20 protein-coding genes are annotated in these 22,236 nt (G+C 70.9%); 18 read left to right on the plus strand and 2 right to left on the minus strand.

Annotation, left to right across the window (positions count from 1 at the left end):
- Positions 1-259 precede the first annotated feature (259 nt).
- From mraZ to lpxC, 17 genes are all read left to right on the plus strand, one after another.
- Positions 260-718 (plus strand): division/cell wall cluster transcriptional repressor MraZ, encoded by a 459-nt coding sequence (gene mraZ / locus AB7F93_RS05720; protein ID WP_428301922.1) that lies wholly within the window; start codon positions 260-262, stop codon positions 716-718.
- Positions 718-1,656, plus strand: a complete 939-nt coding sequence (rsmH, locus tag AB7F93_RS05725; RefSeq protein ID WP_428301923.1) for a 16S rRNA (cytosine(1402)-N(4))-methyltransferase RsmH — start codon at positions 718-720, stop codon at positions 1,654-1,656. The genes mraZ and rsmH overlap by 1 nt, the downstream gene beginning before the upstream one ends.
- On the plus strand, positions 1,649-1,936 hold the full coding sequence (gene ftsL / locus AB7F93_RS05730; protein ID WP_428301924.1) for a cell division protein FtsL: 288 nt from the start codon (positions 1,649-1,651) through the stop codon (positions 1,934-1,936). The genes rsmH and ftsL overlap by 8 nt, the downstream gene beginning before the upstream one ends.
- The gene (locus AB7F93_RS05735; RefSeq protein ID WP_428301925.1) at positions 1,933-3,666 is read left to right on the plus strand and encodes a peptidoglycan D,D-transpeptidase FtsI family protein; all 1,734 of its coding nucleotides are present in this window, start codon (positions 1,933-1,935) and stop codon (positions 3,664-3,666) included. Before ftsL ends, AB7F93_RS05735 begins: the two co-directional genes overlap by 4 nt.
- The gene (locus tag AB7F93_RS05740) at positions 3,666-5,153 is read left to right on the plus strand and encodes a UDP-N-acetylmuramoyl-L-alanyl-D-glutamate--2,6-diaminopimelate ligase (protein ID WP_428301926.1); all 1,488 of its coding nucleotides are present in this window, start codon (positions 3,666-3,668) and stop codon (positions 5,151-5,153) included. Before AB7F93_RS05735 ends, AB7F93_RS05740 begins: the two co-directional genes overlap by 1 nt.
- Positions 5,150-6,499 (plus strand): UDP-N-acetylmuramoyl-tripeptide--D-alanyl-D-alanine ligase, encoded by a 1,350-nt coding sequence (locus tag AB7F93_RS05745; RefSeq protein WP_428301927.1) that lies wholly within the window; start codon positions 5,150-5,152, stop codon positions 6,497-6,499. Before AB7F93_RS05740 ends, AB7F93_RS05745 begins: the two co-directional genes overlap by 4 nt.
- Positions 6,499-7,581: a phospho-N-acetylmuramoyl-pentapeptide-transferase gene (gene mraY, locus AB7F93_RS05750; RefSeq protein ID WP_428301928.1), complete on the plus strand. Its 1,083-nt coding sequence runs from the start codon at positions 6,499-6,501 to the stop codon at positions 7,579-7,581. Before AB7F93_RS05745 ends, mraY begins: the two co-directional genes overlap by 1 nt.
- Before the next feature lie 4 nt (positions 7,582-7,585).
- The gene (gene murD / locus AB7F93_RS05755) at positions 7,586-8,971 is read left to right on the plus strand and encodes a UDP-N-acetylmuramoyl-L-alanine--D-glutamate ligase (RefSeq protein WP_428301929.1); all 1,386 of its coding nucleotides are present in this window, start codon (positions 7,586-7,588) and stop codon (positions 8,969-8,971) included.
- A complete protein-coding gene (ftsW, locus tag AB7F93_RS05760; RefSeq protein WP_428301930.1) occupies positions 8,964-10,163 on the plus strand; it encodes a putative lipid II flippase FtsW in 1,200 nt (399 codons plus the stop codon). Before murD ends, ftsW begins: the two co-directional genes overlap by 8 nt.
- Complete coding sequence (gene murG, locus AB7F93_RS05765; protein WP_428301931.1) at positions 10,160-11,230, plus strand: undecaprenyldiphospho-muramoylpentapeptide beta-N-acetylglucosaminyltransferase; 1,071 nt, start codon at positions 10,160-10,162, stop codon at positions 11,228-11,230. Before ftsW ends, murG begins: the two co-directional genes overlap by 4 nt.
- Entirely contained in the window at positions 11,223-12,620 is a 1,398-nt protein-coding gene (gene murC / locus AB7F93_RS05770; RefSeq protein WP_428301932.1) for a UDP-N-acetylmuramate--L-alanine ligase, read from the plus strand. The genes murG and murC overlap by 8 nt, the downstream gene beginning before the upstream one ends.
- On the plus strand, positions 12,617-13,510 hold the full coding sequence (gene murB / locus AB7F93_RS05775) for a UDP-N-acetylmuramate dehydrogenase (protein ID WP_428301933.1): 894 nt from the start codon (positions 12,617-12,619) through the stop codon (positions 13,508-13,510). Before murC ends, murB begins: the two co-directional genes overlap by 4 nt.
- Positions 13,510-14,481: a D-alanine--D-alanine ligase gene (locus AB7F93_RS05780; RefSeq protein ID WP_428301934.1), complete on the plus strand. Its 972-nt coding sequence runs from the start codon at positions 13,510-13,512 to the stop codon at positions 14,479-14,481. The genes murB and AB7F93_RS05780 overlap by 1 nt, the downstream gene beginning before the upstream one ends.
- Positions 14,474-15,355: a cell division protein FtsQ/DivIB gene (locus AB7F93_RS05785; RefSeq protein WP_428301935.1), complete on the plus strand. Its 882-nt coding sequence runs from the start codon at positions 14,474-14,476 to the stop codon at positions 15,353-15,355. Before AB7F93_RS05780 ends, AB7F93_RS05785 begins: the two co-directional genes overlap by 8 nt.
- Entirely contained in the window at positions 15,352-16,587 is a 1,236-nt protein-coding gene (gene ftsA, locus AB7F93_RS05790; protein WP_428301936.1) for a cell division protein FtsA, read from the plus strand. The genes AB7F93_RS05785 and ftsA overlap by 4 nt, the downstream gene beginning before the upstream one ends.
- A gap of 116 nt (positions 16,588-16,703) precedes the next feature.
- Entirely contained in the window at positions 16,704-17,870 is a 1,167-nt protein-coding gene (gene ftsZ / locus AB7F93_RS05795; protein WP_428301937.1) for a cell division protein FtsZ, read from the plus strand.
- A 94-nt stretch (positions 17,871-17,964) separates the two neighbouring features.
- Complete coding sequence (gene lpxC / locus AB7F93_RS05800) at positions 17,965-18,876, plus strand: UDP-3-O-acyl-N-acetylglucosamine deacetylase (RefSeq protein ID WP_428301938.1); 912 nt, start codon at positions 17,965-17,967, stop codon at positions 18,874-18,876.
- 15 nt (positions 18,877-18,891) lie between these two features.
- On the opposite strand, the gene AB7F93_RS05805 is transcribed toward lpxC, so the two are convergent.
- Positions 18,892-19,569, minus strand: a complete 678-nt coding sequence (locus tag AB7F93_RS05805) for a DsbA family oxidoreductase (RefSeq protein WP_428301939.1) — start codon at positions 19,567-19,569, stop codon at positions 18,892-18,894.
- A gap of 119 nt (positions 19,570-19,688) precedes the next feature.
- On the opposite strand from AB7F93_RS05805, the gene infA reads away from it, so the two are divergent.
- The gene (infA, locus tag AB7F93_RS05810; RefSeq protein ID WP_428301940.1) at positions 19,689-19,907 is read left to right on the plus strand and encodes a translation initiation factor IF-1; all 219 of its coding nucleotides are present in this window, start codon (positions 19,689-19,691) and stop codon (positions 19,905-19,907) included.
- A 48-nt stretch (positions 19,908-19,955) separates the two neighbouring features.
- Here the strand turns inward: infA and clpA are convergent, their stop codons facing one another.
- Positions 19,956-22,235 (minus strand): ATP-dependent Clp protease ATP-binding subunit ClpA, encoded by a 2,280-nt coding sequence (clpA, locus tag AB7F93_RS05815; RefSeq protein ID WP_428301941.1) that lies wholly within the window; start codon positions 22,233-22,235, stop codon positions 19,956-19,958.
- Position 22,236 lies beyond the last annotated feature (1 nt).

The following is a 22,236-nucleotide window of genomic DNA, read 5'->3' on the forward strand; positions in this document are numbered from 1 at the left end:
AAGGTGGCCGCCGGCCGATCCGTGCACTGTCACTGTGTGCTCCCCGCGAAACGTTGTTCTTGCAATCAACAGGCTGCGCCCGACCGCGTCGATCGCGGCTCGAAAATCTTACGGCAAGGCCGTCGTCCCGCCCCTTATCGGCTGCCCACGGGTTTGCCTTGACATGGCAACTGGCCCGTTCCTATAGTGGCCCCTTAGTGGGGCGTAGTGGGTTATTGGGGCCAGAAAGTGGGGGAGTCGCCCACCGGTCGAGGACGGCATGTTTCGCGGTATCACGGCGCTCAGTCTCGACGCAAAGGGGCGGATGGCTATTCCGAGCCGTTACCGCGAGCGCTTGCAAGCCGATGCCAGCGGCCAGCTCGTCCTGACGCTCGACCACCGCGGCAAGTGTTTGCTGCTGTACCCGCTGCCGGTGTGGGAAGCCATCGAGCGTGAGCTGATCGCGGCGCCCAACCTGCTTGAGGTGGTGGATCAGCTCAAGCACACGCTGATCGGCCACGCCACCGAATGCGAGCTCGATGGCCAGGGACGCATCCTGCTGCCCGGCATGCTGCGCGAGCTGGTCGGCATCGACCGCCAGGTGGCGCTGGTGGGGCTCGGCAACAAGTTCGAACTGTGGGACGAGGCGGCCTGGGCGGAGCGGCGCAAGGACTGGCTGCGCGCAGCCCAGGACGGCGCGGTCCAATTGCCGGAGCAACTGTCGCGGCTGGCGTTTTGATGAACCCGACTCACGCCGGCAGCCACCGGCCGGTCATGCTGGACGAGGTAATGCAGGGCCTGGCGATTCACAGCAGCGGCTGCTATGTCGACGGCACCTACGGTGGCGGCGGGCATACCCGCGCGCTGCTGGCGGCGCTGGGGCCGGACGGTCGCCTGCTGGCCATCGACAAGGATCCGGCCGCCGTCGCCCGGGCGCAGGCCGAGTGCGGCGCCGATTCGCGTGTGGCGGTGCGCCACGGGAGCTTTTCGAGGATCGGCGAGTTCGTGGATGAACTCGGCCTGCGCGGGCGCGTCGCGGGCGTGCTGCTGGACCTTGGCATGTCGTCCATCCAGCTCGACGATGCGGCGCGCGGCTTCAGCTTCATGCGCGCGGGCCCGCTCGACATGCGCATGGACACCAGCCGAGGCCCGACCGCCGCCGAGTGGTTGCAGGACGCGAGCGAATCGCGCATCGCGGACGTGCTGTACGAGTTCGGCGAGGAGCGCTACGCCCGGCGCATCGCCGCCGCCATCGTGGCGCGCCGCGCGCAGGCGCCGATCGCCACCACCGATGCGTTAGTCGATGTGGTGCGCGGCGCCATGCCGCGGCGCGAGCAGCACAAGCACTTCGCCACGCGCACCTTCCAGGCGCTGCGCATGGCGGTGAATCAAGAACTCGATGATCTCGCCGCCGGGCTCGAACAGGCGCTGTCCGTGCTGGCCCCCGGCGGGCGCCTGGTGGTGCTGAGCTTTCACTCGCTGGAGGACCGTCCGGTCAAGCAGTTCATGCGCCACCACGCCGGGCGCTACGAGGGCTCTACTGGCCGGCCGACGCTGCGCCTGGTGCGCGCGCCCAAGAAGGCCGGCGACGCCGAGCTTGCCGTGAATCCGCGCGCGCGCAGCGCCATCCTGCGCGTGGCGGAGCGCTTGCCCGATGCCGAGCCGGCCGATGCTTGATTCGGTCATCGAACGCGCCGGATACCTGCTGCTGGCGGGGCTGCTGCTGGTGTGTTTCGCGTCGGCACTGGCGGTGGTGCACGTCAAGCACCGCGAGCGGCGGCTGGTGGCGGAACTGAGCGACCTGCGCGAGGCGCGTGATCGGCTCGACGGCGAGTGGAGCCGTCTGTTGCTCGAAGAGGCGACGCTGACCACGCACGCGCGTGTCGAAGGCAAGGCGCGCGACGAACTCGGCATGGTCCTGCCGCAGGCGCAGGAAATCGCGCAGGTGCGTCCGTGAAGTCGGTCTTCTCGCGCCCGCGGCACGCGTTCACGCTCGGCGTGCTGCTGCTGGCCGGGGTGGGCCTGATGGTGCAGGCGGTATACCTGCACACGCTGCGCACGCAGTTCCTGCGCGGCGAGGGCGACGCGCGCGCGCTGCGCACGGTGTCGGTGAGCGCGCACCGCGGCATGCTGCTGGACCGCAACGGCGAACCACTCGCCATCAGCGCGCCGGTCGATTCGGTGTGGGTCGTGCCGGGCGACTTCGCGCAGGCGCGCGCCCGCTGGCCCGAGCTCGGGCGCGTGCTCGGCATGAGCACGGCGCAGTTCGCGACCGTCATCAAAGGCCGCGAAGGCAAGCGCTTTGCGTACCTCAAGCGCGCGGTACCGCCGGAGCTGGCCGACGCCGCGCTGGCGCTGAAACTGCCGGGCGTGCATCGGCAGCGCGGCTATCGCCGCTACTACCCGCTGGCGGAGGCCGCCGGCCACGTGCTCGGCTTCACCGACATCGACGACCGCGGCCAGGCCGGTCTCGAACAGGCCTACGACAAGCACCTGCGCGGCGTGCCGGGCAGCGAGCGGATCGTGCTCGACGCCCGCCGTGAGCGGGTGGCGCTGCTGGAGACCATCGCCGCCCCGCAGCCCGGCCGGGACCTGAAACTTGCCATCGACCGGCGCATCCAATACCTCGCCTACCGCGAGCTGAAAGCCGCCGTGCTGCGTCACCGGGCCGCCTCCGGCATGGCCGTGATGGTGGATGTGGACAGCGGCGAGGTGCTGGCGATGGTCAACCAGCCGACCTTCAACCCGAACGACCGCAACGACCAGACCCCCGACCGGCGGCGCAACCGCGCCGTGACGGACCCCTTCGAGCCCGGCTCCACGATCAAGCCGTTCACGGTAGCTGCGGCGCTGGCGCACCGCAGCTTCGACCCGCGCCGCATCATCGACACCACCCCCGGCACCATGCGCGTCGCTCGCCACACGGTGCGCGACGTGCACAACTACGGCCCGCTCGACATGGCCGGCGTGATCCGCAAGTCGAGCAACGTCGGCGCGGTGCAGATTGGTCTGTCGATGACGCCGCAGCAGATGTGGGAGAGCTTCGCGGCGTTCGGGTTCGGTGTGCCGACCAGCACCGGCTTTCCCGGCGAGGCAAGCGGCCTGCTGCGCGCCGCGCGCAGCTGGCGGCAGGTGGAGCAGGTCACCATGGCCTTCGGCTACGGCGTGTCCACGACCGGCCTGCAGCTCACGCGCGCCTACGCCACGCTCGCGAGCGGCGGTGTGCTGCGGCCGGTCAGCTTTCTCGCTGGCCCGGCGCGTGAGTTGCCGTCCGGGGAGCGGGCGCTGCCGGCCGCCGTGGCGGCCGAGGTGAACGCCATGCTGGAAGGCGTGGTCGGTCCGGGCGGCACGGCCACCAAGGCGGCCATCGCGGGCTATCGCGTGGCGGGCAAGACCGGCACCACGCACATTGCGGACGCCGGCAGCTACGACCGCCGTCGCTACCTGTCCACCTTCGCCGGCTTTGCGCCGGCGAGCGCGCCGCGTCTGGCGCTGCTGGTGAGCCTGCGCGACGCGCAGGGCGCCTACTACGGCGGCGAGGTGGCGGCGCCGGTGTTCCAGAGCGTGATGGCGGGCGCGCTGCGCATGCTGGGCGTGGCGCCGGATGCCGTGCCCGAGGCGCCACTGCTGCCACCGGCGCCCGGCGGCACGCCAAACCTGCTGCAGGCGGCGGAGCGCCGCTTGTGATGCCGGCCCGCGCCCGCGCCCGGCCGACCGTATCGCTCGCAAGCCTGCTCGGTAGTTGGCAGGCCGGCGTGCCGGGCGCGGACGCGCTCGCGAATCTCGCCGTCAGCGGCCTCAGCAACGACAGCCGGCGGGTCCAGCCGGGCGATCTGTTCCTGGCCGTGGCCGGCCAGCGCACGTCCGGCGCCCAGCACCTCGCGCAGGCCATGGCCGCCGGCGCGGCGGCGGTGCTCATCGACGCCGGCCTGCCGCTGCCTGAGGGTCTGCCGGTGCCGGTGCTGGCGTTGTCGGATCTTGCCGCCCGGCAGGGCGTGATCGCCGCGCGCTTTCACGGCGAGCCGTCCCACGCGCTCAAGGTCATCGGCATTACCGGCACCAACGGCAAGACCTCGGTCAGCCACTTCCTGGCCGGATGTCTGCCGCAGTGCGCCATCCTCGGCACCGAAGGCAACGGCTTTCCGGGGCGTCTTGAGCCCGCCACACACACCACGCCCGATGGGTTGGCGCTACACGCCTGGCTGGCGCGCTTTCGCGACGCGCGCGCCCGCTACGTGGCCATGGAGGCGTCCTCGCACGCCCTGCACCAGCAGCGCACGGCGGGCATGCGCTTCGATACCGCCGTGTTCACCAACCTCGGCCACGACCACCTCGACTACCACCGCGACCTCGATGACTACGCTGCCGCCAAGGCCGGCCTGTTCGCCGCTCCCGGCCTGCGCGCCGCGGTGCTGAACGCCGACGACGCCTACTGTGGGCGCATGGCCGCCGCGCTCGCGCCCGGCGTGCGCGCGCTGCGCTACGGCGTGCACGCAGGCGAGCTGCGCGGGCGCGCGCAGGCGCGTCCCGGTGGTCTCCTGATCGACATCGACGGCGAGTTCGGGCAGGCGAGCTTCGCCTCGCCGCTGCTTGGCGAGTTCAACCTCTACAACCTGCTGGCGGCGCTCGGCGTGCTGCTGCTGGCCGACGTGCCGTTCGAGGAGGCGATCGAGAAACTGCGCGACCTGCCGGCGGTGCCGGGGCGCATGCAGGCGCTGCGCCGGCCGGGCGCGCCGCTGGTGGTGATCGACTACGCCCACAACCCGCCGGCGCTGGAATCCGTGCTCACCGCGCTGCGCGCCCACGTGCCGGCCGGCGGGCGGCTGTGGTGCGTGTTCGGCTGCGGCGGCGAGCGCGACGCCGCCAAGCGGCCGGTGATGGGCGAGATGGCCGCGCGCCTGGCCGACCGCGTGATCGTGACCGACGACAACCCGCGCGGCGAGGCGGCGGCCGACATCGCGGCGGCCATCCTCGGCGGCGTCGCCGATCCCACCGGCGTCGAGCTGATCCACGACCGCGCCGCCGCCATCGCGCACGCGGTGCAATCGGCCGACGTGCGCGACCTGGTGCTGGTGGCCGGCAAGGGCGCCGAGGCGTATCAGATTGTCGGCGCCGAGCGGCGGCCGTTTTCCGATCTCGCCTGCGCCACGCAGGCCCAGAAGGGGCGCGCATGATGGCGCTCGCCGAAGCCGCCGCCATCGTCGGTGCGGCCCTGCGGCCAACCGGCCGCTTCAGCGGCGTCGGCACCGACAGCCGCACGCTCAAGGCCGGCGAGCTGTTCGTGGCGCTGGAAGGCCCGCGCTTCGACGGTCACGCCTACCTGCCCGCGGTCGCCGCGGCCGGCGCGGCCGGTGCCCTGGTGCGCCGCGCGCACCCGGCGCTGCCGTGCATCGAAGTGGCCGATCCGCTCGCCGCGCTGGCGCAACTCGCCGCTGCCTGGCGCATGCGCTTCGAGCTGCCGCTGGTCGCCGTCACCGGCAGCAGCGGCAAGACCACCATCAAGGAGCTGCTGGCCGCAGCGCTGGCGGGTCTCGGCCCGGTGCTCGCCACGCGCGGCAACCGCAACAACCACATCGGCGTGCCGCTGACGCTGCTCGAACTGCGCGACACGCACCGCGCGGCGGTCATCGAGATGGGCATGAACCACGCCGGCGAGATCGCGCACCTGGCCGACCTCGCGCGCCCGACGGTGGGCGTGATCGGCAACGCCGGCGCGGCGCATCTGGAAGGCCTCGGCTCCCTGGCTGCGGTGGCCCGCGCCAAGGGCGAGCTCGTCGAGTACCTGCCGCCGAATGCCGTCGCCGTGCTGAACGCCGACGATGCGCACCTGCCGCTGTGGCGGGAGCTCGCCGGGGCGCGGCGCGTCGTCACCTTTGGCCTCGATCACGCGGCCGAGGTCACGGCCGATTACACGCTCGCCGCCGACGGCAGCGCGCTCGAACTGCGCACGCCGGCCGGCACGGCCACCGCGCGGCTTGGACTGCTTGGCCGGCACAACGTGCTGAACGCGCTGGCCGCTGCCGCCGCCGCGCTCGCCACGGGTGCCGACCTCGCGGACATAGCAGCGGGTCTCGCCACGGTCCGGCCGGTGCCGGGGCGCCTGTACCCGCTGGCGGGCCAGGGCGGCGCGCGCCTCATCGACGACAGCTACAACGCCAACCCGCTGTCGGTGCGCGCCGCCATCGACGTGCTGGCCGGCCTGCCCGGCGAGCGCCTGCTGGTGCTGGGCGACATGGGCGAGCTTGGCGCGGAGGCCGCACGCCTGCACGCCGAGTGCGGCGCCGCGGCGCGCGCGGCCGGCATCGAGCATCTCGTGACGCTCGGGCCGCTCGCGGCCCACGCCGCGGCGGCCTTCGGCGCCGGTGCCGTTGCCTGCACGGAGCTTGCGCAGGCCATCGACGCCGCCGGCGCGCGGCTGCATCCGGACCTCACCGTGCTGGTGAAGGCCTCGCGCAGCGCCGGCATGGAGCGCGTGGTGCAGGCGCTCGCCAGCGGCGCCACACCGGGCGGGGGGCACTGATGCTGTACCACCTGTTCGATCTGCTCGCGGCCGACATCAGCGGCTTCAACGCGTTTCGCTACATCACGCTGCGGGCGATTCTGGCGGCGCTGACGGCGCTGGTGATCTCGCTCGCCGCCGGTGGGCCGGTGATCCGCTACCTCACGGCGCTGCGCCTGGGTCAGCAGGTGCGCACGGACGGCCCGCAAACACACCTTGGCAAGGCCGGCACGCCCACCATGGGCGGCGCGCTGATCCTGCTCGCCATCGCCGCCACCACGCTGCTGTGGGCGGACCTGCGCAGCGCCAAGGTGTGGATCGTGTTCGCGGTGATGCTCGCCACCGGCCTCATCGGCTGGTGGGACGACTACCTCAAGGTCACGCGCCGCAACTCGAAGGGCCTGAAGTCCCGCCACAAGTTCGCGGGCCAGCTGGTGGTGGGGCTGCTGGCGGCGCTCGCCATCTACACGCTCACCCGCCTGCCGACCGAGACGCTCTACATCGTGCCGTTCCTCAAGGACGCGAGCTTTCACCTGGGCTGGCTGTTCGTGCCGGCGAGCCTGCTGGTGATCGTCGGTTCGAGCAACGCGGTGAACCTCACGGACGGCCTCGACGGGCTCGCCATCCTGCCGACGGTGATGGTGGCGGGCGCGCTCGGCATCTTTGCCTACGTCGCGGGGCACCAGGTGTTCGCGCGGTATCTGGGCCTGCCGCACGTGCCGGGCGCGGGCGAGCTCGCCATCGTGTGCGGGGCGATGGCCGGCGCGGGGCTCGGCTTTCTGTGGTTCAACGCCTACCCGGCGCAGGTGTTCATGGGCGATGTCGGCGCGCTCGCGCTCGGCGCCACGCTCGGCACCGTGGCGGTGCTGATCCGCCAGGAGCTGGTGCTGTTCATCATGGGCGGTGTGTTCGTTATGGAGACGGTCTCGGTGATGCTGCAGGTGGCGTCGTTCAAGCTCACCGGCAAGCGCATCTTCGCCATGGCGCCGCTGCACCACCACTTCGAGCTCAAGGGCTGGCCGGAGCCGCGCGTGATCGTGCGGTTCTGGATCATCACGTTCATCCTGGTGCTGGTCGGTCTCGCCAGCCTCAAGATCCGCTGACGGCATGCACGCGGTGGCCAACAAGCTGCAAAAACAGGTGCTCGTGGTCGGGGCCGGCGTGAGCGGGCTGTCCTGCGTGCGCCATCTGCTGGCCGCGGGCGCCGCCGTGCGCGTGCTCGACACGCGGCAGATTCCGCCGGGTCTCGCCGAGCTGCGCGCGCTGCTGCCGGCCGGCGCGATTCACCTTGGCGATTGGCCCGCGGGGGCCTTTGCCGGCGTGGACGAAATCGTCGTCAGCCCCGGCGTCGGGCTCGATGAGCCGGCGCTCAGGGCCGCCGCCGCGCGCGGCGTACCGCTAGTGGGCGACATCGAGCTGTTCGCCCGCGCCGTAACGCGGCCGGTGCTGGCGATTACCGGCTCGAACGGCAAGTCCACCGTCACCACGCTGGTCGGCGAGCTGCTGCGCGGTGCGGGGCTCCAGCCCGCCGTAGGCGGCAATCTCGGCACGCCGGCGCTCGATCTTCTGGCCGACGCGCAGGCCGACGCCTGCGTGCTGGAGCTGTCCTCGTTCCAGCTCGAACGCACGGCGAGCCTCGCCCCGGCCGCCGCCTGCGTGCTGAACCTGTCGCCGGACCACATCGACCGCCACGGCAACTTCGCCGCCTACGCCGCCGCCAAGGCGCGCGTGCTGCGTCACGCGGCGGTGGCGGTGCTGAACCGGGACGATGCCGCGGTCGCCCTGATGGCGGGCGGCCTCGCCGCCACGCAGCGCGTGGTGTGGTTTGGCCTTGGCGCGCCCAGCGGCCCGGACGATTTCGGCCTGCTGGAACGCGACGGCGCGCCGTGGCTCGCGCGTGGCGATCGGGCGCTGTTGCCAGCGTCGGCGCTGCGCCTGCCGGGCCGGCACAACCTCGCGAATGCACTGGCCGCGCTGGCGCTGGTCGATGCCCTTGGCGTGCCGCTCGAAGCCACCCTGCCGGCGCTGGCCGCCTTCACGGGCCTGCCGCACCGCACGCAGTTCGTGGCCGAGCACGCTGCGGTCGCCTGGTATGACGACTCGAAGGGTACCAACGTCGGCGCCACGCTGGCCGCCATCGAGGGCCTCGCCCCGACGCGCCCGACCGGCCGGCTGGTGCTGATCCTGGGCGGCCAGGGCAAGGGCCAGGACTTCGCGCCGCTGCGCGCCGCGCTCGCCGCGCACGGCCGCGGCGCGGTGCTGATCGGCGAGGACGCCGCCGCCATCGAGACAGCCATCGGCGACGCCGTGCCGTGCGTGCGCGCCACCGACATGCCGGGCGCCGTCGCGGCCGCCGCGGCCATTGCGCAGGCGGGTGACGGCGTGTTGCTGTCGCCGGCCTGCGCGAGCTTCGACCTGTTCAGCGGCTATGCGGCGCGCGGCGACGCATTCGCTGCCGCCGTGCGCGCGCGCCTGGAGACGGCGCATGACTAGCGCCAACCCCAGCCTGCGCGCGCCCGCCGCCGGCCTGCGCGGCCCGGCCGAGTGGGATTTCACGCTGCTTGGCGTGGCGGCGCTGCTGGCGGCGCTCGGCCTTATCGGGGTGTATTCGGCGTCGATCACCGTGGCCGCGCGCAACCTCGGCAACAGCGAGTACTACCTGCAGCGGCAGGCCATGTATCTCGCGCTCGGCGTGTTCAGCGGGTACCTGGTGATGCAGACCCGCCTGAAGTTCTGGCACCACATCGCCGGCTTCGCGGTGATCGGCGCGGCCGTCCTGCTGGGGCTGGTGCTGGTCCCGGGCCTCGGCATCGAAGTGAACGGCGCCTCGCGCTGGCTCGGCGCGGGTGGCCTGCGCATCCAGCCGTCCGAGTTCGCCAAGCTCGCCTTCCTGATGTTCGCCGCGGCGCGCCTGTCGGAGGCCGACACGCCGGAACTGCTGCACGAACGCATGCTGGTGATTCTCGCCAGTCTGGGTATCACCGGTGCCCTGTTGCTGGCAGAGCCGGACTTCGGCAGCTTCGTGGTACTGGCAGCGGCGACCGCCGGGTTGCTGTTCCTGTACGGCGTGCGCTGGCTGTACTTCCTGGGGCTGGGCGCTACGGGCTTGCTGGCGCTGGCCGCGCTGGCCGTGACGTCGCCGTATCGCATGGAGCGGCTGACCAACTTCCTTCGCCCGTTCGACGACCCGTTCGGCGCCGGCTTTCAGCTCACCCAGTCGCTGATCGCGTTCGGCCGCGGCAGCTGGTTCGGCGTGGGTCTTGGCAACAGCGTGCAGAAGCTGTTCTACCTCCCGGAGGCGCACACCGACTTCCTGCTCGCCGTGATCGCCGAGGAACTCGGCCTGTTCGCGGTGCTGGCGGTGATCGGCCTGTTCGGCTTTCTGGTGGTGCGGGCGTTCGGCATCGCCCGCCGCGCGGCGCTGAACGGCGACGGCTTCGCCGCGCTGCTCGCCTACGGCATCGCCCTCACGATCGGTTTCCAGGCCTTCGTGAACCTCGGCGTGAACATGGGCGTGTTGCCGACCAAGGGTCTGACGTTGCCGCTGATGAGCTACGGCGGCACGAGTCTGGTCGTGAGTTGCCTGCAGATCGCGCTGCTGGCGCGCGTCGATCACGAGCAGCGCGCGCGCCGCGGCGCAGCGCCGCTGGGTGCGCCGGCCGCCGCCGCCCGGGGGCGGCCATGAACGTGCTGATCATGGCCGGTGGCACCGGCGGGCACGTGATGCCGGCGCTCGCCGTGGCGCAGGAACTGCGCAGCCTGGGCCACGCCGTGCGCTGGCTTGGGACCGACAAGGGGCTCGAAGCGCGCGCCGTGCCGGCGGCCGGCATCGAGCTGTTCACGCTGCCGGTGGCTGGCCTGCGCGGCAAGGGCGTGCTGCGGTATCTGTCGGCGCCGGTCGGGCTGCTGCGCGCGCTCGGGCAGGCGATCGCGCTCCTGCGTCGGCTGCGCCCGGACGTGGTGCTGGGTCTGGGTGGCTACGCGGCGGGACCAGGTGGACTGGCGGCGGTTGCGCTGCGCCGGCCGCTGGTCATCCACGAGCAGAACGCCCGTCCGGGCCTCACCAACCGCCTGCTGGCGCGCCTCGCCCGGCGCGTACTGTGCGGCTTTGCCGGCACGCGGCTGGCGGGTCGCGCCGCCGAGTTCACCGGCAATCCGGTGCGCGCCGAATTGCTGAATCTCGCACCGCCGCGCGAGCGCCTGGCCGCCGCCCCGCGCCTGCTGGTGCTGGGCGGCAGCCAGGGCGCGCAGGCCATCAACAGCGCCGTGCCGGCGGCCCTCGACCGGCTGCGGCAGGACGGCGCCGCGCTGCCCACGGTGCGCCACCAGGCCGGCCGCGCGCACGCGGACGCCGTCGCCGCCGACTACCGCGCGCGCGGCATCGAGGCCACCGTGGACGGTTTCATCGACGACATGGCGGCGGCGTATCGGGACGCGGATCTGGCCATCTGCCGCGCCGGCGCGCTCACCGTAGCGGAACTGTGCGCGGTGGGTCTCGGCGCCGTCCTGGTGCCCTACCCGCACGCGGCGGACGATCATCAAACAGCCAATGCGCAGTACATGGCCAGCGCCAGTGCGGCCATCCTGCTGCCGCAATCCGACCTCACGCCGCAGCGCCTCGCCGACGCGCTGCGCCCGCTGCTGGCCGACGCCGACCGGCGTCTGACGATGGCCGAGGCGGCGCGCGGGCTCGCCCGGCCGGACGCCGCCGCGCGCGTGGCCGCCGCGTGCCTGGAGGCCGCCCATGCGTGATCGCGTGCGGCACATTCATCTCATCGGCATCGGCGGCGCCGGCATGAGCGGCATCGCCGAGGTGCTGCTGAACCAGGGCTACCGCGTGTCGGGCTCGGATTTGGGCACAAGCGCCGCGGCGCTGCGCCTCAAATCACTCGGCGCGCAGGTGCAGCAGGGCCACGAAGCCGCGCACATCGATGGCGCGAACGTGGTGGTGGTGTCGACCGCCGTGCCGCCGGACAACGTGGAGGTCGCCGCCGCCCGCGCGCGCGGCGTGCCGGTGGTGCCGCGGGCGACCATGCTGGCCGAGCTGATGCGCCTGAAGGACGGCATCGCGATCGCCGGCACGCATGGCAAGACCACCACCACCAGCCTCGTCGCGCACGTGCTGGGGCAGGGCGGGCTCGATCCGACCTTCATCATCGGCGGGCGGGTCAACGCGCTCGGTTCGGGCGCGCGTCTGGGCGCCGGGCAGTACCTGGTGGTGGAGGCCGACGAGTCGGACGCGTCATTCCTGCACCTCAATCCCATCCTGGCGGTGGTCACCAACGTCGACCTCGACCACATGGACACCTACGGCGGCGATCCGCAGCGTCTGTACGGCGCCTTCGTCGAGTTCCTGCAGCGCCTGCCGTTCTACGGCTTGGCCGTGCTGTGTCACGACGACGCGGATCTCATGGCGCTGCGCGAGCGCATCGGCCGCCCGGTGCTGACGTATGGCCTCACGCCGGGCGCCGACCTGCATGCGACGGACCTGCGCCAGGACGGCCTTCGCATGCACTTCACCGCCTGCGCGGCGGGCCGCGCGCCGCTGGCGGTGACGCTGAACCTGCCCGGCCGGCACAACGTGCAGAACGCGCTGGCGGCGATCGCCATCGCGCGCGAGGTGGGCGTGGACGATGCCGCCATCGCGGCGGCTCTGGCGAGCTTCGACGGCATCGGCCGTCGCCAGCAGCGCCTGGCGGACGGCCATTTCGCCGACAAGGCGGTGACGCTGATCGACGACTACGGCCACCACCCGCGGGAGCTGAAAGTCACGCTGGAGGCCGTGCGCGGCGCCTTCCCCGGCCGGCGCCTGCTGACCGTGTTTCAGCCGCACCGCTACACGCGCACGCGCGACCTGCTGGACGACTTCGCGACCGTGCTGTCGGCCGGCACCGACGCGCTGCTGCTGTGCGAGGTGTACGCCGCCGGCGAGGCGCCGATCGCCGGTGCCGACGGCCGGGCGCTGGCGCGCGCCATCCGCAGCCGCGGGCGCGTCGAGCCGGTGTTCGTGGAGCACCTCGCCGAGCTGCCGGCGAGCCTCGCGGCGCTGGTGCAGGACGGCGACGTCATCGTCACGCTCGGCGCCGGCAGCATCGGCCAGGCGGCGACGCAGCTTGCCGCGCAGATCCGGGAGGCGGCATGAACGCCGCGGCGGAAATCGCGCGCCCGCACCTGCGCCAGCACGAGCCGATGGCGCGGCACACGAGTTGGCGCGTCGGTGGTCCGGCGGATGTCTACGTCGAGCCGCACGATCTGCCGGAATTGCAAGCGTTCCTGGCCGGGCTGCCCGCGGGCACGCCGCTGCTGTGGGTGGGGCTCGGCAGCAATCTGCTGGTGCGCGACGGCGGCTTTCGCGGTGCCGTGGTGTGCCTCGGCAAGGGCTTTGCCGGCATCGAGCCGATCGACGAGCGCACGCTCACGGTCGGTGCCGCCGTGCCCTGCGCCAAGCTCGCACAGCAGCTCGGGCGCGCGGGCCTCGCCGGTGGGGAGTTTCTGGCCGGCATTCCCGGCACCGTCGGCGGGGCACTGGCCATGAACGCGGGCGCCCACGGCGGCGAGACCTGGCAGCGCGTGCGGACCGTGCAGACCATCGACCGCGCCGGCAACGTGCACCGGCGCACGCCGGCCGACTACCGCATCGCCTACCGCAGCGTGGCAGGCCCACCAGACGAGTGGTTCATCGGCGCCGAGTTCAGCTTCGAGCCGGCCGACGCCGAGTCGGTGCAGGCCGCCATCCACGCGCTGCTGCGCCGGCGCGCGGCCACGCAGCCGCTGCGCCAGGCGAATGCCGGCTCCGTGTTCCGCAATCCGCCGGGCGACCACGCGGCGCGGCTGATCGAGGCCGCCGGCCTGAAGGGCCTGACCGTCGGCAAGGCGCAGGTGTCGACCGTGCACGCCAACTTCATCGTGAACCTCGGCGGCGCGCGCGCGGCCGACATCGAGACGCTGATCGACACGCTGCAACAGCGCGTCGCGGCGGCGTTCGGGGTGCGGCTCGAACCCGAAGTGCGCCGCGTCGGGGAGGCCGGCTGATGCGCCGCGCACAGGACTACGGGCGCGTGGCGGTGCTGTACGGCGGCCGCTCGGCCGAGCGCGAGGTGTCGCTCAAGAGCGGCGCGGCGGCGCTGGCGGCGCTCACGGCCGCGGGCGTGGATGCGGTCGGCATCGACGCGGCGGCGCCCGATCTGCTTGCCCAGCTCGCAGGCGGCGCCTTCGACCGCGCCTTCATCGCGCTGCACGGCCGCGGCGGCGAGGATGGCACGCTGCAGGGCGCGCTCGACTGGCTCGGCCTGCCGTACACCGGCAGCGGCGTACTGGGTTCGGCGCTCGCCATGGACAAGCTGCGCGCCAAGCAGGTGTGGCAGGCGCGCGGCCTGCCGACCGCGCCCTACGCGCTGGCCGCGCCCGACAGTGACTGGAACGCGATCGTCGCCGCGCTGGGTCTGCCGCTGATGGTGAAACCGGCGCGCGAGGGCTCCAGCATCGGCATGAGCAAGGTGGAGCGCGCGGCGGACCTGCCGGCGGCGGTCGCCACCGCCGCGGCGCACGACCCGCAGGTGCTGATCGAGCGCTACATCGGCGGCGGGGAGTACACGGTCGGCATCGTCGGCGGGCGCGTGCTGCCGGCCATCAAGCTCGAAACGCCGAACGCCTTCTACGACTACGAGGCGAAGTACCTGCGCGACGACACGCGCTACCTGTGCCCCTGCGGCCTGTCGACGGCAGCCGAGCGGGCCCTGCAGCAACTGGCGCTCGACGCCTTCGAGGCGCTCGACTGCGCCGGCTGGGGGCGCGTCGACCTGCTGCTGGATGCGAGCGGCGCGCCGTACCTGATGGAGGCCAACACCGTGCCCGGCCTCACGGACCACTCGCTGGTGCCGATGGCGGCGCGTGCGGTGGGTCTCAGCTTCGAGCATCTGATGCTGGCGATTCTCGACACCAGCCTGCATCAGCCGCAGGGCGCGCCGCGGCTGTTCGGGGCCGGGGAGCAGGCGGATGTTTAGGGCGCCGGCACAGCCAAGGCCGCTGTACCAGACCATCGGTGCGGCGTCGCTGCCGCGCCACGGTGCGCGGCCCGTACGGCGCGGCGCGCGCCTGCGGCCGCCGACGCTGCGCGAGCGCGCAGCGCAGTGGGTGGCCATCGCCCGGCGGATCGGCCGCTGGCTGCTGTGGGGCACGCTCGCGGCGCTGCTGCTCGCGGCCGTGCTCGGCGGCGCGCGCGCCGTGGCCTGGCTCAGCGACCCCGCGCGGTTTCCGCTCAACACGGTGGAGATCACGGGCGATCTCGACCACGTCGACCGCACGGCGCTCGAACGACGCTTGCTGCCGGCGGCGGTCGGCGGCTTCTTCAGCGTGGACGTGGCCGCCGTGGCGGGCGCCGCGCGCGACGAGCCGTGGGTCAAGCGCGCCCTCGTGCGGCGCGTATGGCCGGACAAGCTGGTGGTCGAGATCGTCGGCCACCGCGCCATCGCCCGCTGGGGCAAGGATGGGCTGCTCAGCGACAGCGGCGAGGTGTTCGCCGTGGCAGGCCCCCTGCCGGACGACCTGCCCGCGCTGTCCGGCCCGGACGGTGCCGCGCCCAGGCGCGTGTTTGCCGACTACGAGCGCTTCGGTCGGCTGCTGGACGGTTTGCCGCCGGTGCGCGCGGTGCGCCAGGAAGCGCGCGGCGCCTGGCAGATCGGCCTTGCCAATGGCCTCACCATCATCGTCGGGCGCAAGGACGTGGCGGCGCGCCTGAAACGTTTCGCGGCCGTCTACAAGAGCCGCCTGGCCGGCGTCGCGCAGCCCATCGAGAGCGTCGATCTGCGCTACAGCGACGGCTTTGCGGTGCGCTTCAAGCCGGCCTCCGAACCCGACCGCAAGGTCATGGACCTATGAGCAAGAAACAGGACAAGCGGCTGATCGCCGGCATGGACATCGGCACCTCGAAGATCGTCACCCTGGTGGGTGAGGTCACGCCCGAGGGGGCGGTCGAGATCATCGGGCTCGGCACCCACCCGTCGCGCGGCTTGAAAAAGGGCGTGGTGGTCAACATCGAGTCGACCGTCGCTTCCATGCAGCGCGCGGTCGAAGAGGCCGAGTTGATGGCCGGCTGCCAGATTCACTCGGTGTACGCCGGCATCGCCGGCAGCCACATCCGCAGCATCAACTCGAACGGCATCGTCGCCATCCGCGATCGGGAAGTGACGCAGGCCGACGTGGACCGCGTGCTCGATGCCGCCAAGGCGGTGGCCATCCCGATGGACCAGCGCATCGTGCACGTGCTGCCGCAGGAGTTCGTGATCGACGAGCAGGAGGGCATCCGCCAGCCGGTCGGCATGTCCGGCGTGCGGCTCGAAGCGCGCGTGCACATCGTCACCGCCGCCGTCAGCGCCATGCAGAACATCGTCAAATGCGTGCGCCGCTGCGGGCTCGAAGTGGACGAACTGGTGCTGGAGCAGGTCGCGTCGAGCCACTCTGTGCTCACCGATGACGAGATGGAACTCGGCGTGTGCCTGGTCGACATCGGCGGCGGCACCACCGACATCGCCGTGTTCATCGGCGGCTCCATCGCGCACACGGCGGTGATCCCGATCGCCGGCGATCAGGTCACCAACGACATCGCGGTCGCGCTGCGCACACCGACGCAGTTCGCCGAGGAAATCAAGGTCAAGTACGCCTGCGCGCTGCGGCAGCTTGCCGGTGCCGACGACAGCATCGAGGTGCCGAGCGTCGGCGAACGCGCGCCGCGGCGCCTGTCGCGCCAGACGCTGGCCGAAGTGGTGGAGCCGCGCTACGAGGAACTGCTGCGCCTGGTGCAGGCGGAGCTGCGACGCAGCGGCTTTCAGGACCTGATCGCCGCCGGCGTGGTGCTCACGGGTGGCAGTTCAAAGATGGAAGGCGTGGTCGAACTGGCGGAGGAAATCTTCCACGCGCCGGTGCGGCTGGGCCTGCCGCACCGTGTCAGCGGACTGGTGGACGTGGTGCGCAATCCGATTCATGCGACCGGCGTGGGTCTGCTGCTGTACGCGCTCGAACAGCGCGGCGCGCAGGAACCCTCGCGGCGGGCGCTTGGCAATTTCAACGGCATTTGGGCGAAGGTCAAAACCTGGTTTCAGGGGGGCGTATGACGATTCTGGGCGATCGCGGCAAGGGCAAGGGCAGGGGCGAGATGCGGGACACGATTCTGGGCCGGGGACCGGGCGGTTCTCGCGGTAAGCTAACGGCGGGCGGGGGCACTACAGGCATGTTTGAACTCATGGAACCAACCGAGCAGAGCGCAGTCATCAAGGTCATCGGCGTCGGCGGCGGCGGTGGCAATGCCATCGAACACATGCTTTTGCAGCAGATCGACGGCGTGGAATTCATCGTTGCGAACACGGACGCACAGGTGCTCGGCCGCACCTCGGCGCAAACCGTGCTGCAACTGGGCACGGGCCTGACCAAGGGCCTTGGCGCCGGCGCCAATCCGTCCATCGGCGCGCAGGCGGCGATGGAGGACAAGGAGCGCATCGCGGACGCGCTGGACGGCGCGGACATGGTGTTCATCACCGCCGGCATGGGCGGCGGCACCGGCACCGGCGCGGCGCCGATTATTGCGCAGATCGCGCGCGAACTCGGCATCCTGACGGTGGCCGTGGTCACCAAGCCGTTCGGCTTCGAGGGCCGCAAGCGCCTCGACGTGGCCAACGAGGGCATCGCCGCGCTCGGCAAGCACGTCGACTCGCTGATCATCATCCCGAACGACAAGCTGATCACCGAACTCGACCGCAACTTCCGCCTGACCGAGGCCTTCAAGGCCGCCAACCAGGTGCTGCAAGGCGCCGTGCAGGGCATCGCGGAACTCATCACGCGACCCGGCCTGATCAACGTCGACTTCGCCGACGTGCGCACGGTGATGTCCGAGATGGGCATGGCCATGATGGGCTCGTCTGCCGCGACGGGCGACGGCCGCGCGCGGCTGGCCGCCGAGGCTGCCATCAGCAGCCCGCTGCTGGAGGACATCAACCTGTCCGGCGCCCGCGGCATCCTGGTGAACATCACGGCCGGTCTGGACATGTCGATCGGCGAGTTCGAGGAAGTCGGCAACGTGGTGCGGGAACTCGCCTCGCCGGACGCGTGTGTCGTGATCGGCACCGTGATCGATCCCGAGCTCAGCGACGAGATGCGCGTGACGGTGGTCGCCACCGGCCTCGACCGCAAGCCGGCGCGCAACGCCCAGGAACGCCCGGTCGAGCGGGTCGTGGAACGGCCGATGGAAGTGGTGCGCACCGGCACCGATCCGTACAAGCGCTACGAGCAACCCACCGTGATGCGCAACACCGACCGTCGCCGCGACGGCGTGCAGCCGTTTCGCGACAGCGACATGGAGTACCTGGAGATCCCGGCGTTCCTTCGCCGTCAGGCGGATTGAAGCAGCCGGGTCGGCAGCGGCCCGGTGCTAGACTTTGTGACCAGAGCGTGACAGCCGCCCGCTGTCACGCCGTTGTTGGACGACCCCCCGCCACGTGATCAGACAACGCACCCTCAAGAACACCATCCGCGCCACCGGTGTGGGCCTGCACACGGGAGCGCGGGTGCAGCTTGCGCTGCACCCGGCGCCGGTCGACAGCGGCATCCGCTTTCGGCGCGTGGACCTCACGCCCAACGTGGTGATTCCGGCCCGCGCCGAACAGGTGGGTGACACGCGCCTGTCGACCACGCTGGAGTTCGGCGGTGCCCGCGTCAGTACGGTCGAGCACCTGCTGTCCGCGCTGGCGGGGCTCGGTATCGACAACGCGCTGATCGACGTCGACGCGCCGGAAGTGCCGATCATGGATGGCTCGGCCGGGCCGTTCGTGTTCCTGATCCAGTCGGCCGGCATCTGCGAACAGGACGCCCCCAAGTCCTTCCTGCGCGTGCTACGGCCGATCGAGATCCGTGAAACCGGCCGCTGGGTCCGCCTTGAACCCTATGAGGGCTTCCGGGTCGGCTTCGAGATCGAATTCAGCCACCCCGCCTTCGACGGCAAGCCGGCGCAGGCCGAGGTGGATTTCTCGTCCACTGCGTTCCTGCGCGAGATCAGCCGCGCCCGCACGTTCGGCTTCATGCACGAGATCGAAGCGCTGCGGGCGCAAGGTCTGGTGCTCGGCGGCAGCGTCAAGAACGCTGTGGTTGTCGACGAAGCGCGCATCCTGAACGAGGACGGCCTGCGCTACCGCGACGAGTTCGTGAAGCACAAGGTGCTGGACGCCATCGGCGACCTGTACCTGCTCGGTTGCAGCCTGATCGGCGCCTTCTCGGGCTTCAAGTCCGGCCACGCGCTCAACAACAAGCTGCTGCGCGCCTTGTTGGCCGACCGTGCCAACTACGAGATTGTCAGTTTCGATTCCGCGCAGGAACTGCCGATTTCCTACATCGAGGCAGCCGCGGCCGCCTGATCGATCGCGGTCGGGTCAGAAGCGGCCCGTCTGGCGGGCCCGCGCCAGATCGGCGTACCAGCCATCCAGCCGCTCGGCGGTGATGCGGTAACCGAAGGTCGACCATGGCTCGCCGTGCAGCTGCGCACGGGCTTCCGCAATCAGTATCGGCACGCGTACCACGCCATAGGCCCGGGCGATACCCAGGTCCACGCCGATCTCGATATCCCGCTGCGGATCCTCGAAATCCCGCAACCAGGCGTTGACGTCGAGGCCGACGTCGCGCGCGCAGCGCGTCAGCACGTCCGGATCGGCGACGTTGTCGCAATCGCTCAGATGCGCCACCTGTGCGCGATCGAAGAAATCCCAGTGCCCCTGCTGGCCGGCCTGTTTTTCCGCTGCCTTGCAGCCGCGCTGTGCCGGCATTGAGTACGGATACTCGAAATCGCGGCTCATCATCAGCTCCGGCCGGATGCGATGCTCGTGCTCCACGCGCACCGCGTCCCCCCAGTGCTGCAGGACGATCTCGTGTTTGGCGGCCTGCGGGTCCGGGAACAGACGCGCGAAGAGCGTGCGATCGGTACCGAGCGGCCAGGCGCGGTGGATGACCTCGACCTGCGGATGCGCGGCGACAAACGCCCGCACGCGCTCGGACGCGTTGAAGCACCAGCACGACAGCACGTCGTGAAAAAACTCGACTGTTAACGACAGCACCGGGGGCCTCCTGATGACGTGAATGGGCTGCCGTTGGGCAGCCCCAGCGGCTGCGCGGTTGAGGCTGCCCATCGCGGACGCATACAATCCCGCCTTTTCCGCCGGCTACCGAGAACTGAATGGCAAAGGAAGAAGGCATCGAAATGCAGGGGACGGTGGTCGAGACCCTGCCCAACACCACGTTTCGCGTGCGGCTCGAAAACGGTCACGTGGTCACCGCGCACATTTCCGGAAAGATGCGCAAGCACTACATCCGCATTCTGACCGGCGACCAGGTCACCGTGTCGCTGACGCCCTACGACCTGACCAAGGGTCGCATCACCTACCGCGCCCGCTGAGGCGGTTCGCCGCGCGCCCCGCGACAAGGGCACGCGGCACCGCCGCGATCAGGCTTCCTCTTCCGCCACGCGCGCCGGACGCGGCGCCGCTTCGCATTCGATCACGAGTTCCCCATCCGGGCAGCTGACGCTCACGGTGCCGCCGTGCAGCAGCTTGCCGAACAGCAGCTCGTCCGCCAGCGCGCGCCGGATCTTGTCCTGGATGAGCCGCGCCATCGGCCGCGCGCCCATCTTGGCGTCGTAACCGTGCTCGGCCAGCCAGGCGCGGGCGTCCTCGTCTACTTCGACGGTGACGCGGCGCGGTTCGAGCTGGGTTTCGAGTTCCACGATGAACTTGTCGACCACGCTGGCGATGATCTGCGGCGTCAGGCCGTGGAAGCGCACGATGCCGTCGAGACGGTTGCGGAACTCCGGCGCGAACAGCCGGGTGATGGCCTCCATGTCGTCGCTGCTGTGGTCCTGCTTGGTGAAGCCCACGGAAGCCCGCGCCGTCATTTCGGCACCCGCGTTGGTGGTCATGATGATGATCACGTTGCGGAAGTCGGCCTTGCGGCCGTTGTTGTCGGTGAGCGCGCCGTGATCCATCACCTGCAGCAGCAGGTTGAACACGTCCGGGTGGGCCTTCTCGATCTCGTCCAGCAGCAGCACCGCGTGCGGGTGCTTGTTGATGGCCTCGGTGAGCAGGCCGCCCTGATCGAAACCGACGTAGCCCGGCGGCGCACCGATCAGGCGCGACACGGTATGTCGCTCCATGTATTCGGACATGTCGAAGCGGATCAGCTCGATGCCGAGCGCGAGCGCCAGCTGGCGGCTGAGCTCGGTCTTGCCGACACCGGTCGGACCCGCGAACAGGAACGAGCCGATTGGCCGCGTCTGCGGCCCGAGACCCGAGCGCGCCATCTTGATGGCGGCGGTCAGCGTGTCGATGGCTTCTTCCTGCCCGAACACCGTCATCTTGAGGTTGCGGTCGAGCGTGCGCAGCTTCTCCATGTCGGTGCTCGACACCTGCTTTGGCGGAATGCGCGCGATGCGGGCGACCACCTGCTCGACGTCGCCGACGCCGATCACCTTCTTGCGCTTGCTCGGCGGCAGCACGCGCTGCGCGGCGCCGGCCTCGTCGATGACGTCGATCGCCTTGTCTGGCAGGAAGCGCTCGTTGATGTAGCGTGCCGACAGCTCCGCGGCGGCGCTGAGCGCCGCATTGGTGTAGCGCACGTTGTGGTGCTGCTCGTACTGGCCGCGCAGGCCGCGCAGGATCTGCACCGTCTCCGGCACGCTCGGCTCGCCGACGTCGATCTTCTGGAAGCGCCGCGACAGCGCGCGGTCCTTCTCGAAGATGCCGCGGTATTCCTGGTACGTGGTGGAGCCGATGCACTTCAGCTCACCCGACGCCAGCACCGGCTTGATCAGATTCGACGCATCCATCACCCCGCCGGACGCCGCGCCGGCGCCGATGATGGTGTGAATCTCGTCGATGAACAGGATCGAGCCCGGGTCCTTCGACAGATCCTTCAGCACGGTTTTGAGACGCTTCTCGAAATCGCCGCGGTACTTGGTGCCGGCCAGCAACGCGCCCATGTCGAGCGAGTAGACGGTGCAATTGGCGAGCGCGTCCGGCACCTCGTTTTCCACGATGCGCTTGGCCAGGCCCTCGGCCAGCGCGGTCTTGCCAACGCCGGCTTCACCGACGAACAGCGGGTTGTTCTTGCGCCGCCGGCAAAGGATTTTCATCGTGCGTTCGAGTTCATCGGCGCGGCCGATGAGCGGGTCGATGCGACCCTGACGCGCCTGCTCGTTCAGATTGACCGCGAACTTGTCGAGCGCCGACTTGGCGCCGGCCTCGCCCTGGGTGTCGTCTTCCGGGGCGGCCTGGGATTCGTTCTCGTCGCCTTCGTTCACTTTCGATATCCCGTGTGCGATGTAGTTGACGACATCCAGCCGGCTGATGCCCTGCTTGCCGAGCAGGTAGACGGCGTGGGATTCCTTCTCGCTGAAGATGGCCACCAGCACGTTGGCGCCGGTGACCTCGCGCTTGCCGGACGCCTGCACGTGGAACATGGAGCGTTGCAGCACGCGCTGAAAGCCTATGGTCGGCTGCACGTCGCGTTCGTCGCCTTCCGGCAGCAGTGGCGTGTTCTTGTCGATGAAGGCGCCAAGTTCCCGGCGCAGGCGGTCGATGTCCGCGCCGCAGGCGCGCAGCACGGACGCGGCCGATGGGCTGTCCAGCAGCATCTGCAGCAGGTGCTCGACGGTCATGAACTCATGCCGCTTCTCGCGTGCCTGCCGAAAGGCCTGGTTCAGGGTGAATTCGAGTTCGTGACTGAGCATG

This window comes from Immundisolibacter sp. (assembly GCF_050250495.1).
GTDB lineage: Bacteria > Pseudomonadota > Gammaproteobacteria > Immundisolibacterales > Immundisolibacteraceae > Immundisolibacter.